The organism is Oscillospiraceae bacterium, assembly GCA_025758045.1.
Taxonomy (GTDB): domain Bacteria; phylum Bacillota; class Clostridia; order Oscillospirales; family Ruminococcaceae; genus Gemmiger.
This window is the reverse complement of record CP107208.1, coordinates 1,556,659-1,568,789: the sequence shown is the minus strand read 5'-3', so window position 1 is coordinate 1,568,789 and position 12,131 is coordinate 1,556,659. Positions and strand designations below refer to the sequence as shown.

At 61.3% G+C, this 12,131-nt stretch carries 12 protein-coding genes; all 12 read right to left on the bottom strand.

The features are described from left to right. Positions 1 to 69 precede the first annotated feature (69 nt). The 12 genes from OGM81_07415 to OGM81_07360 all read right to left on the bottom strand — a co-directional run bounded on the left by OGM81_07415 (position 70) and on the right by OGM81_07360 (position 12,126). The gene (locus tag OGM81_07415) at positions 70 to 1,059 is read right to left on the bottom strand and encodes a glycosyltransferase (GenBank protein ID UYJ44935.1); all 990 of its coding nucleotides are present in this window, start codon (positions 1,057 to 1,059) and stop codon (positions 70 to 72) included. Between the two features lie 12 nt (positions 1,060 to 1,071). Beyond that, complete coding sequence (locus tag OGM81_07410) at positions 1,072 to 1,992, bottom strand: alpha-1,2-fucosyltransferase (GenBank protein UYJ44934.1); 921 nt, start codon at positions 1,990 to 1,992, stop codon at positions 1,072 to 1,074. Continuing rightward, on the bottom strand, positions 1,989 to 3,095 hold the full coding sequence (locus tag OGM81_07405) for a glycosyltransferase (protein UYJ44933.1): 1,107 nt from the start codon (positions 3,093 to 3,095) through the stop codon (positions 1,989 to 1,991). Before OGM81_07405 ends, OGM81_07410 begins: the two co-directional genes overlap by 4 nt. A gap of 38 nt (positions 3,096 to 3,133) precedes the next feature. Further along, positions 3,134 to 4,039, bottom strand: a complete 906-nt coding sequence (locus tag OGM81_07400) for a hypothetical protein (protein ID UYJ44932.1) — start codon at positions 4,037 to 4,039, stop codon at positions 3,134 to 3,136. Beyond that, complete coding sequence (locus OGM81_07395) at positions 4,032 to 5,144, bottom strand: glycosyltransferase family 4 protein (protein ID UYJ44931.1); 1,113 nt, start codon at positions 5,142 to 5,144, stop codon at positions 4,032 to 4,034. Before OGM81_07395 ends, OGM81_07400 begins: the two co-directional genes overlap by 8 nt. Next, positions 5,141 to 6,154: a hypothetical protein gene (locus OGM81_07390; GenBank protein UYJ44930.1), complete on the bottom strand. Its 1,014-nt coding sequence runs from the start codon at positions 6,152 to 6,154 to the stop codon at positions 5,141 to 5,143. Before OGM81_07390 ends, OGM81_07395 begins: the two co-directional genes overlap by 4 nt. Continuing rightward, positions 6,151 to 7,317 (bottom strand): glycosyltransferase family 4 protein, encoded by a 1,167-nt coding sequence (locus tag OGM81_07385; GenBank protein ID UYJ44929.1) that lies wholly within the window; start codon positions 7,315 to 7,317, stop codon positions 6,151 to 6,153. Before OGM81_07385 ends, OGM81_07390 begins: the two co-directional genes overlap by 4 nt. Positions 7,318 to 7,561: 244 nt before the next feature. Continuing rightward, entirely contained in the window at positions 7,562 to 8,356 is a 795-nt protein-coding gene (locus OGM81_07380; protein UYJ44928.1) for a hypothetical protein, read from the bottom strand. 455 nt (positions 8,357 to 8,811) lie between these two features. After that, positions 8,812 to 10,017, bottom strand: a complete 1,206-nt coding sequence (locus OGM81_07375) for a hypothetical protein (GenBank protein ID UYJ44927.1) — start codon at positions 10,015 to 10,017, stop codon at positions 8,812 to 8,814. Positions 10,018 to 10,135: 118 nt separating this feature from the next. After that, positions 10,136 to 10,885, bottom strand: a complete 750-nt coding sequence (locus OGM81_07370; GenBank protein UYJ44926.1) for a prepilin-type N-terminal cleavage/methylation domain-containing protein — start codon at positions 10,883 to 10,885, stop codon at positions 10,136 to 10,138. After that, a complete protein-coding gene (locus OGM81_07365; protein ID UYJ44925.1) occupies positions 10,882 to 11,298 on the bottom strand; it encodes a hypothetical protein in 417 nt (138 codons plus the stop codon). The genes OGM81_07370 and OGM81_07365 overlap by 4 nt, the downstream gene beginning before the upstream one ends. Before the next feature lie 12 nt (positions 11,299 to 11,310). Continuing rightward, positions 11,311 to 12,126, bottom strand: coding sequence for a hypothetical protein (locus OGM81_07360; protein ID UYJ44924.1), 816 nt, complete (start codon positions 12,124 to 12,126; stop codon positions 11,311 to 11,313). Positions 12,127 to 12,131 lie beyond the last annotated feature (5 nt).

Below are 12,131 nucleotides of genomic sequence, written 5' to 3'. Positions count from 1 at the left end.
ATGGGTGTACCTCGTTTGTGTAGTGGTTTGTAGGGGGCGATGCTGTGCATCGCCCCTACGGCCACCGATTCAGCGTCTGCTTGCCATCCATAAGGTCAGGCGGGGGCCGATGGTTTTCATCATGGTTTGGAACAGTTTCCAATCTTTGCGGGTCTGCACCTCGGTGCCGTGGGGGTAGAGGGGGCGCAGGCGGCGCAGGCCGGGCAGGCAGGCTTTGCGCAGGGTCGCGTCTTTTACGGCGGCAGTGCGGGCCTGGGGCCAAAACACATCGGCGGCGGCATCCAGCATCACAGCGTAGACCTCCGGGCGTATTTTGCCCAGGGCGGCCTGGGCGGCCAAGTGGCGCTGGGCGGCGGCAAGGGCATCAAACCGCTTGGGCAGGTTCTTGGCGTCGGTCAGCAAACTGCCCTGCCGGCCCACCCGGTAATGGGTGAACACCGTGTCCAAAAAATACAGCCGTGTGCAGTGGTTGAGCAGCATCAGGTCAAAGGGCCAATCCTCGGCCCAGCGCACGTCGTCCCAAAAGCGGACGCCGGTGTCGGCCAGCCAGGCGCGGCGGATGCAGTATTTCCACACCGACCAGTGCCCGGCCCGGTACAGGCTTTTCAGGCGGGCAGCGTAGTCATCGCTGTCAAAGGGGCCGGGCAGCAGGCGCAGGCCGGTGTGCTCGGTCAGGGTGCCGTCGGGCTTCCACTCCAGATGCTTGCCGATGAACCAGTCGAAATCCGGATGAGCGGCCAGTTCGCGGCGCAACGTCTCCAGCAGGCCGGGGGCCATGGCATCGTCGCTGTCCAGGAACAGCACCCACTCGCCTTTTGCGGCGGCCAGCCCGGTGTTGCGGGCGTTCGCCAGGCCGCCGTTTTGCTGGTGGAGCACCCGCAGGCCGGGGATCTCCGCCGCCAGCACGTCACAGATCTGGCCGCTGGTATCGGTAGAGCCGTCATCCACGAGGATGCACTCCCAATCCCTGGGACCGGGCTGCTCCGCCACGCTTTTGACGCACGCCGCCAGGTAGTTTTGCACATTATAAACAGGCACGATGATGGAAAACTGGGGCATGGTTTCTCCTTTTTAATCGGTCTCTATCAGCTGCCAATCCGGCAGATACAGCGCGCTTTTTTTGGTGTGGGCGTACCATTTTTCGGGGGCCAGCACCAGTTTGTCCGTTGCCTTGGCCAGATACTGTGCCCACCAGCTGTAGGTGGAGTTGCTGAGCACGAAGCCCCGGCACTGCTCCATCAGGGCCATGTCCCCCACCGCGCTGCCCCGGGGGGCAAAAACGGCGGGCAAGTCGGCGGTGTTCAGGTTTTGCTTTGCCCAATCCACATCGTCCGAAAACACGAATAATGTTGCATCGGGGTGGGCAGCTTTTACGGCAGCTGCAGCGCGGGCGTAGTAGGCCGGGGTGCATACCTGCAAAATCTCGTTCTCGGGGCGGCAGTAGTCGCCCCGGCGCATGTGGACGGCTGCCGGGTAAGCGGCGGCCGCGATGGCGGCGGCCAGCTCCCCGGCGGAGGCGGCTTTGGGGCGAAGCTCCGCTTTGATTTCATCTGCAAAATCATCAAAGTACCGCGCACTTTGGAAGTATCCCCACGCCAGAAAGTCCCTGGCACAGCCGCGGTGTACGGGGGTATAGCCGTCGGTGGCAAAGTGCAGGCCCAGGGCGTTCAATGCCGGGGCACAGCGGTTTTCAAAGGGCTGCCAATCCCGGGCCATCAGGCCGCGGCGCTGCTCGTACTTGATCATCAGCGCTTTGGCGGTGTTCTGCCGGGGCAGGTGGGCCTTGGCGAAGCCGGGGTCAGCGAGGATCTGCACATCCGGGCTGATGGACAAATCGTTCAGTGCGCAGACAGTGTGGGCGGGGGCGCCGTCCTTCCAATCCTGGCGGTCCAGCAGGGTGACGGGTTCGTTGCAGCGCAGGCCCAGGGCACGGGCGAAGGCGTAGATGAACATCTGGTTGCCCAGGCCCCCGGCAAGTTCGGCGTAGATCATGCGCGCGCCCCCAGTCTGTCGTACAGTTCCTCCATGCGGCGGGCGGCGGTCTTCAGCTCGTAGCCTGCAGCGGCAAGGGTGGGCCAGTAGTCGGTGTGGTCGCCGTGGGCGGCGATCTCGTTGGCCTTGGCGGCCCACTTGGTAAGGGGCGCAGTCAGCGGCAAGAAATGCACAAGGTCTGTCACCGAGCCGTCATTGGGCACATTGGTGGAAGCAAGGCAGGGCACGCCGCAGCCCTGGGCCTCCACCAAAGTGACGGGGCTGCCCTCGAAATTGGAGGGCAGCAGGAACAGATCGAAGGCGTTCATAAACGCAGGTACGTCCTTTTGTACCCCTGCAAACAGGATGCGATCGGTCAGGCCGTGCTTGGCCGCAGCCTCGCGCATGGGCTGCTCCATCTCGCCTGCGCCGACGAGAAGCAGCTTCCAGGCAGGATCGGTCTGGGCCATGGCGGCGAAGACTTCGACGAGGAACAGCGGGTTTTTCTGGTGGTTGAGCCGGCCAACGAAACCTGCCAGCTTGTCGGAATCCGCCACACCCCAGGCAGCGCGGGTGGCGGCGCGGGCGGCAGCATCCGGGTGGAAGCGCCCTTGGTCGACGGCGTTGCAGGCCACCGCAAAGTTGGGCTTGCGGTCGATGTGGTCGCCAAAAACGAACCGCCCGGCGGCGACGCCGCAGCCCAGAAAGTAATCGGCAAACAGCTGGTAGACCCCGTGGGCAGCACGCCAGGTCAGCGTTATGGGCGGGTAGACGATGTGGCTGTGGACGATGATCTTGGCGCGGGGGCAGAGGGCACGCATCATGGCGCAGACGGGTGCGCCGATCTTGCTGGCGGTATGGTAGTGGATGATGTCATAATTTTTATGATTTTTCAGGTGGCGGTACAGGGCCCGGATGCGGTCCTTTTTATGGTCCGGCACACCGATGATGTTGACCCCATGGGCGATGAGGGCAGGGGCGGTGCTTGCCTGGTCGGCCGGGCAGAGGCCCACAAAGAGGTCAACTTTATATTTAGTTGTATCCAGATTCAGCAGCAGGTTTTGCACATAACGCTGCACGCCGCTTTGTACACCTAAGTGGTTGCTGATCATGAGAATACGCATAGATACATCCTTTTATTGGTTTCCGGGCGTCGGACACTTTACCAGTAACTGCCGCCCTCCACTTTTTCTTTATGAGCCAAAGTCTCCTCGGGCCGCACCCAGGCATCGTTATAGAGTTTGCTGATGATCGGGTGGTCATCCCAGCGTTTGCCGCGGATGCCAAAAAGGAGTTGCAGGGCGCCGCTCATTTGGATGGCGGCGTGGCCGGTGTCGCGGGCGTGGGTGGCCAGAGGCAGGCCGTAGGCACCGGCACCGATGATGGCCACATCATACGGTGCAGCGTCCATTTGATGTTCCATGGCGGCCAGGGCATCAAACCAGCTGGCGTAGCCTGTGTCGGCCCCGGCCAGGCCCTGCACGGCCTGCACGATGCGCAGGTCGGCAAACTGCGGTAAAATATCGGTGCCGGGGAACAGCTCGGCACGGCGTGCATATTGGCGCTCTATCGTTGTTTTAAAGGGATGCACCACCAGCACCCGCTTGCCAGCCAGCGCCGCACTCCAGGGGTGGGGGTGGTAGTAAGGCTCCAGCGCCCGCAATTTGGCATAGCGGGTGGTTTCTGCGCAGCCACGGATGACCTCACGCTCAGCCCCCACATTCCACAGCGCCAGCAGGTCAGCGGTATGGGCGGCCTCAGTGTACAGGCGGCAGAACTTTGCCAGCGTGGCATCATCCGTGGGGAACACGCCGGAAAGGTTCTGAATGTCCTGCCGTGTTTTTTCGGCAAAGCCCACGCCGCCGCAGCGCAGGTAATCGGCCACGGTGCGCATCTCGGTAGCGCCGCAGCGGGCAAACAGGAACGGCCTGCCGCTTTCCAGCAATCCGCGGGCCAGATCGTTGCCGTCCTCGGCACTTAGGATTTCCACCCCGCGGTACTTCATCGCAAAGCGCAGGCTGCGGTAAAGGTCGGCGGCTTTTTGCACCAGTTTGTTGTCGTTATCCATGGCGGTTTCCTTTGGCGGGCAGCAGGGTCAGCGCCAGCTCGGCACTGTTCTGCCACAGAAAATGTTCGTTGATACGTCGTTGTGCGGCAGCGCCCATCTCGGGCGTGATGCGGCCCAGAGCCTCGGCCAGCTGGGGCACCGTGCTGCACAGCCAACCACTGAGGCCGTCCTCGATGATGAGGTCCGGCCCCGGCGCGTGGCGAGCCACTGGCGGGCAGCCTGCAAACATGGCCTCCAGCAGGCTCATGCCGAAGATCTCCTGATCGTTCAGATTCACAAAAGCATCGCAGGCATGATAATAAACGTGTACAGACTCGTTGGGCAGCTGGGGGATCATCCGGCAGCGGGCGGCCAACCCCCGGGCGGCCAGCAGGCGGGCCAGCTCCGCTCCCTGGGTGCCCTGGCCGATGATGACGGCCTGCCAATCGGGCGCGGCCTCCAGCAGGGGCACCAGGTCCAGCGGTTTTTTGTAGGCATCCAGCCGCCCTACAAAGACGAAGATCTTCGCGTCAACGTCCAATTTCAGGGCGCGGCGCAGGTCGGCCCTGGTGCCGGGCACGTCGGGGATGATAGCAGTGTCCAGCCCCACGGGCATCAGCCCGGCGCAGGGCACGCCCAGGCTTTGCAGCTCGGCGGCGACGGCGGGCGTTTTGGCGAAGGTAGGTGTTTTTTTGTAAACGGCCAGGTTGCGGCGCAGCAGCAGGTCCATCACAGCGCGGACAGCGGCGCGGCCGGAGGTGCTTTTCAGCGCGCCCAGCTGGCTGTAAAACAGGATGCCATGTTTGCGGCAGAAGCGGTAGAGCGACGGCACGCCGGGGGAGTTATCGCCCATGACGTGGACCGCATCGACCTGCTCGTCCAGCAGCACCTGCCAGCTGGAAAAGAACGCCTGCGCGCCTAATTTTCGTACCGGGAGGTAATAAATCTTTACGTTCGGCTCCGGGTTTTCCACCGTGGGGGCCGCGGCACCCGGCGCAGGGTACAGCACCACGGCGCGGCAGCCCAGGGCCGCAAAGGCGCGGGCCAGGCCGACTTCCTGCCGGTTATACAGGCCCTTCTGGCCTGAGGGGCCGCAGTAAAACTGCGGTATAGCGATCGTTTTCATTCCTTGTTCGGTTCCTTATTTTCCGGCGGCGTCAGTTTGGGCAGGCGGGTCAGGTAGCGGGCGTCGATGACTTCCAGCTGCTCGTCCCGGCTGTAGGTGTGGATGCCGACGATGTCATCGGTGCGCAGGCCGGTGATGGTCACGTTGTGGGGCATGGCGGCGCAAAGGGGCACCTCGCTGCTGCCGCGGCGGGCAAAAAATTGCAGGTAAACGCCATAATCCACCTTGGTGCTGACCTGGGTGGCGTGGATGACCTGCCCGCCTAGCACAAACAGCGGCCCGGCGTTGCGGCTGGTCAGGTCGTTTTCCCGGTGCTGCAGGTTGTAGGCTTCGTCCGGCAGCAGGGCAAAGGGACCTGCCGGGGCGGAGGCGGCGTCCGCCTGGGCGCCGGGCACGGTGTCGACAGGGGCCTCGGCGCGGCGCAGAGTGCAGCGGCGGTAACGCACCCAGAGTTGGTTTTCAGGCAGGGTCTCGCTGCAAAGCAGGGTCAGCTCGTTGGGGGTGCGGTTGACCAAAATCGTATCGCAGAGTTCGGCGTCCACGGCAAAGCGCTGCACCAGCTCCCACTCGGCCGGGAAATTTTTGCAGCGGTAGATGCGCAAGCTGTGGTCGCTGCCGGTCTCGGGGATCATCCAGGTCTCACCGTTCCAGTCAAACACTGTGGGGAAGGAGAGGTGGAAGTCCTCCTGCAGGGCGACCTGCCACTCCCCTGCCGCGCCGTCGTCGTGCAGCTCGCAGACCTCGATGCGGCCGAGACCTGTGGCCAGGTCCATGGCCTCGGCGTAGAGCCAGCGGCGGTCGTCCCGGTGGTAGAGCAGCGGGTCGGCGTACCAGAAGCCGGGGCGGGCGGGCAGCATGGTGTAGGGGGTGCCGCCCAGGGCGGGCAGCGGGTCGGTGCCCTCGGCCTTAGGCACGGGGCGCACGGCGATGGTGTAGATCTCTTTTTCGCCCGAAAGCTTGCGCAGCAGCCGTTTGGGCGGGATATGCAAAGCGCGGTAAAGCTGGTTCATTGAATCGTTCCTTTTGTATAAAAGCGCATCAGTGCGTTATAATTTTCATCTTCGCTGTAGGTGCGGCGGGCGCGGGCAGCGATGGCATTGCAGTCAAAGCTCATTTGCCCAAAGGCGCGCACGGCACCGGCCAGAGCGTTGGCGTCGCCGGGGGCGAAACAGAGGCCGTCAAAGCCCGGCTGCACCGACGCACCCACATTGCCCAAACCGCTGGCCAGCACCGGGGTGCCCAAAGCGTGGGCCTCGGCGGGGACAAGGGCGAAGCTCTCGTAGCAAAGGCTGGCGGCGACAACGGCGCGGCTTTCGGCCATGCGGGCGTGGAGTTCCGCGCGGGGGAGCTGGCCCAAAAACTGCACGTTGGGTAAGTTTTGGGCGCGGGCCCAGTCACCGAGGGGGCCATCCCCTGCCACCAGCAGCGCGGGGGCGGCATCGCCCAGCAGCCGCCAAGCTTCCAGTACGGTGCGCAGACCCTTGAGTTCCTCCAGCCGGCCGGCGAAGAGCATTTGATTTTTGCGGTCTCCCCACGGGTTGACGGGGCCGGACGGCACGCAGACCGGGTTGGGCTTGACCACCAGGCGGTCAGCGTCGAACATCGGGTACTGGCGGTTGAATTCCAGCAGTTTTTGGCGGTCGAATTCGGTCAGGGCCACCATGGTAACACTGCGCCAGGTGCCCAAGCGCCGGTGCAGACCGTAGGCGGCAGCGACTACCAGCGTTTGGGCCAGGCTGCCGCGGTAGCAGCGGTGGCGGATGGCGCAGGACAGGCCGTGGCGGGGGCAGTCCTCACAGACCCGGCCGTCCCGCAATAAAATGCCGTTGGGGCAGAACAGGCGGAAGTTGTGCAGCGTTTGCACCACGGGCACGCCGGTGCTTTTGGCGGCGCGGACCACCGCGGGGCTGAGCAGCAGCAGCGTATTGTGAATGTGCACAGCATCGATGTTTTGTGTTTTTATAATGTGTTTTATATCCCGGGCAGCGGCGTGGTTCCACACGGCATGCAGGGGCAGCAGGGCCTTGGGCAGACCGTGGGCGGCTTCCTCGTTGCTGCGCTCATACACGATGACCTGATGGCCGCGGCGTTCCAGCAAGGCGCGCTCGGCCGCAAAGACGGCATCCTCACCGCCCGGCATCCGATAATGGCAGTGCACCAGCAGAATTTTCACCGCGGAAGGCCCCCTTTTGTACACATTTTTCGCCCGAATGGGTAGAGATGGGCTATTATGTTATTATAACCTTTTTTGGGGCATAACGCAAGATTGAGGGTGGGGGATTTAGCCTGCGGCAAAGGGGCTTTTTAAAGCGTGCGGCTTTCGGTGTTCCTCTTGGATCACAAAAAGGAAGGCCTAATGGAAGGATGCCATAAAAAAAGGGCGTCACCGCATAGTGGTGACGCCCGCAAGGCTGCACTTAATTATCAGAATCAGAAGAAGAATCCAGCTCCGCATCGCGGATGGCTTTGATCTGGCGTTCCAGGTCGAAGGCTTTGTTCAGGACGGGGTAGATGGCCTGCATGGTCAGGACGGCGGGCAGCCACAGGCCCGTGAGAACCATGGCAAAGCCGCTGATGGGCCACAGCAGCAGGATGATGCTCCAGTAGACAAACTGCCACACTACGCCCAGCGCGGCGCGGGGCAGGTAGCCCAAAAACAGGAACAGCGAGTTTTTGACCAGCCCCGCAAACGGCAGGTCCAGCAGCACGACCTGAGCAAACAGGAACTCGCCCAGACCCAGCAGCAAAAACAGGCCTACGGCCAGCAGCGCCCCCGGCACTACACCGGCCGAAACGTCATAATGGAACACCGTAAAGATCTGCATGGCCAGCAGCAGACCGCAGATGGCACCCGGCAAAAGCGACGCCCTGGCGTTACGTTTCCAGGCGCGGCGGTAGGTAGCCCACCAAAAGCCCGGCTCGTCGCGCAGGCTGCGCAGGATGGTATCCAGCAGGCCGCACAGCTGGGGCGCGGCGATCATGCCGCCCAGCACGCCTGCCAGCAGCAGCGGCACCAGAGAGTGGGTATCGACGGCGAACCACACACCAAACACGAACGGCAGTGCGCTGACCAGCGCCAGCAGACCCGCCAGGTAAAAGGACATGAGGTCACGGCCCAAAATCTCGAAAAAGCGGGCGGGGCCTTTTTTGCGGGGGGCGTCCGGCGAGACACCGGGGCCGGGGCGGTCGAAATGGAAATTGAACAAACCCATGGGGGATTCTCCTTTGCTCCGGGGCAAATTGTCACGGATTTAACATTATTGTACCTATTGTAGCACGATGGGGCGTGCGTTGCAATGATTTAACAAAAAAGACACGCTTTGGCGGAGCGTGTCTTGAAGTGGCATAGGATTAAAAAGGCAAGGATGCAATGATTTTAATGTCTCCCCCACCCGCTTACGCGGGAGCCTCCTCACAGAGGGGGCCGGGCGCACAATGTGCGTCCCTACGGGATGAATGGAAGATACATAGAAGAGAACGGCAATTTTAAGGCAATACCGCATAATTCTAAGTGCCGATACGGCGAGCGAGGTGCGGCAGCTGCTAAGCCAAAAGCGCAGATAATACTTTGTGTATTATCGAGCATTTTGGCAACGCAGATGCCGTGCCGCAGCCGCCGGAGCGGTGCTTAAGCCGTCAGGCGGGAATTGTGCGGTATTGCCTAATATTATCTTCTCCGGGCGTCGGCGGAGAGGGCGTGGAGCTCGGGGGCGTACATGTGGTAGTTGAGCAGATAACGGCCATGGGCGGGCACGCGGTAGAAAGCCGCCTTGATGCGCTCCAGCGGGGTGCTGCCGTTCTCGGCGCTGCTGTTGCCGCTGATGAGCAGCACATACTGGTTCTCGCTGTAACGGGCCATGGCGTCGCACTGGCGCAGGCTCTTGTGGATCAGCTCGCCCAGCTGCTCCATCATGGAGCCGGTCTCGGCGGGGTCAGCGTTCTGGGCGGGCGACATGGTGAGCAGCGCCAGGTAGACCGGCACGCCGAAGCGGCTTTGCACGCCGCGCTGCAGGTGATAGATCTGGCGGAAATTCTCGAAGCTGCAATACGCAGCGCCGGGGGTGTCGTCGGCGGACAGTTCCTCGGCCAGGCGGGAGATGTCATTTTCCAGGTTGCGGTCAGCCTGGCGGGCCTGGCGGGAGACCACACCCACACGCTCCGGCTCGACGGCATGGTGCAGACAGCCCATCGCGTTGCCGCGGCGGGTCATCTCCAGCGCTTGCTCATGGCGGCCCAGGGTCTCCAAAGCCTGGATCATCTCCAGATACAGGCGCTCCTCGTAGGGGTCCAGCTCGATGGCGCGGCGGCACAGCTTAACGATGCGCTCATTCTCACCCTTGCGCTTGCAGGCTTCCAGCACCTGGAACAGCGCGATACGGTACTGCACATGCAGGGTCAGGCTGCGGGTCTCGACCCAAGGCTCGTTGCAGGACATCGGCAGCAGACGGCCAGCATACAGCTCCAGCACACGCTCGTAGCGGGCTACGGCGGCGGCAGGGTTCAGCTGGCGGCGGGCTTCCTCCATCAGGGCTTCCATCTCAAACACGTCCACACGGCACTCCATGGTGGGGTTCCACTGGTAGTAGCCGCGGCTGGTGATGATGCAGGTCTCCAGCTCCTTCAGGCCCTCGGCCTCGATCATGTTGCGGAAGCGGTGCATGATGGCGCGCAGAGCCATATCCGGGTTGGTGGACCGTTCGCCGTTCCACAGGGTATCCGTCAGGTCTTTGTGGGTCACCTTTTCGCCCTTTTGCAGGACGAGGTACTGGATCAGCATCGTAGCCTTGCGGGACTGTTTCAGTGCGGCTAGGACCGGCTTGCCGTCCATAAGGATCTCAAATTTCCCGAGCATCCTGATCTCAATGTCTGCCATGGTAGGTCTCTCCTGTGCGTTTGTTTCACGATTGACACACCTTGCGGTGTTATTTTTAATTAGTATACTGTTTTTTCACCCGATTGTCCAGTGCCCATACAACAATTTATTCGCCAAATTATTGGAACTCCGGTGCGCCGGGCAGCGGAATGACCGCGGTCTGGGTGTAGACGGGGGTGCCATCGGGCTTAGCGACGGTCAGTTGCATAGACAGCGAGGTCAGGCAGATCTTCCCGGTTTCCTTCTCCTCTTTCCATCCGCGGGCATAGAACGCAAGATCCGAAACGACAAGCCCCATATAATCTTTGTTAGGATAGGCCGTTGTATAAGCGTAGGTCGTGTACTCTTTTTTCTTTCCGTCCTTGCCCTCCGTTTGCTTGTAAAAACGCATGTGCAGGTAGCGGTTCAGCTCGGCAAAGGTGTCGTCGGCGGGGTCGTAGAGGACCTTGGTGCTGGTGGTGTTGTCGGCGTTCAGGGTGGTGGCGGTCAGCTTGGGCACATAACCGGCATCAAGTATCTCGGTATAGCTGCTTTCCACTGTAAAGCGCAGAGCAGTGCCTTCCGTCAAGCGGGCATCTTCTATAAAAATATTATTTGCCGAATCCGCGTCTGCCGAATCTGCGTCGCTCTCTGTTGCGGCGTTTACGATAGAGATCGTGCCGTCGGCATCGGCCAGCTCGCCCCGGATGGTCTCGGTGAGGGCATCGGCCAGGTTCTGGGCGCGGGTCAGCTGCTGCACCTCGATGTAGGCTTCGGCGCAGGGCTTGACCAGCGTGACCGCCGCCGTGCCAAACAGTGCCAGCAGCACCAGGCAGACCATCAGCTCCACGAGGGTAGTACCTTTTTTGTTGTTCAGCGGGGTGGTCATGGGGTCGTGTCCTCTTTTGTGTCGTCTTTATCTTCGTCCACTTTTTTGTAGTAACGGGTGAAGGTATGCGTGGCAGCAGCCTCATCGTTATCGTCTTTGATCTTAGCCTGTATGGTCTGTATTTCCACATCCTTGACGGCAAAGACCGTGCGGTCACCGCGGCTGAAGTTCATCATGGTCTTGGTGCCGGATTCGTTTTTCCACTCGGCCGCATCGTCGTTGACCGGGTAAAGTGCTTCGGTAAGCAGGTAGGCGTTATCGCGGGTGGTCTGCGCCTGGGCCGAGGCCCGCCGGGCAAACCGCAGCGACGCGGTAAACAGCACCAGAAACAGCATAAGCAGCACGAAGGCCACCAGCACTTCCACGATGGTTTCGCCGCGGCGGTCACGGAGGGCGTTTTTCAATCTTTGCATAGTGCCACTTCCTTACTCATCATTGCCGTTGATGCGTGCAAAAATGCACGCACTATCCGTATCCATGCTGTAGCGCAGGTATAGTGTAGAAGCATTATTTTTTGTGACGGTACGTTCCTCACCGGTTGCCATGTTGGTCAATTTCAAAGCTGTATCGCCCTCGGCACCACTGAAGCTGTAACGAGTGTTTTCATTATCCAGCGTGTAATAGTAGCTGTAAATGCCGGTATGCTTGTACTTTCTGGTGTAGCTGTAGCTCTGGTCTCCCTTGACCACTTTGACGGTCACACGAATGACATAATCATCCACATTCATCGTGGACCCGTTCTCGCTCTGATTTCTCAGTTTGATGAGAAGGTTGCTCAGGTTCTCTGTGATGGGTTCGTTATCGATCACGTTGCCGCCTTCGTCCACATCGTCGCTGGGGTGCTTGTTCAGGGTGACGGTCATCTCGTCGATGCCCTCGGGCGCCTGCAGGGTAAACGTATGGTCGGTGTCGTCGCCGTAGGGGTTATCGATAGAGCCTTTTTTAACGTAGATATGGTTGATAAAGTAGCCGATGCTCTGGTCGTTCTCCTCGGTCATCGCGCCGTCTTTTTCTTTAGCGCCGGTGTAATGCAGCAGTTCCTGCTCCAGCACGTCGGAGAAGCTGACGGCCAGCTCGTAGACGTCCTGCTCCGGCAGCTGGCGGTCGGCGTTGGCCATCATCAGCGAGGCCGCATACACAAGGGCGGCAGCCAGCGCCACAAACAGCGCGCCCAGGCACAGCACTAAGATCATGGCAAGGCCCTGCTGGTCCCGCAGCGGGCGGTTGCGTTTTGGGGGCATGGTGC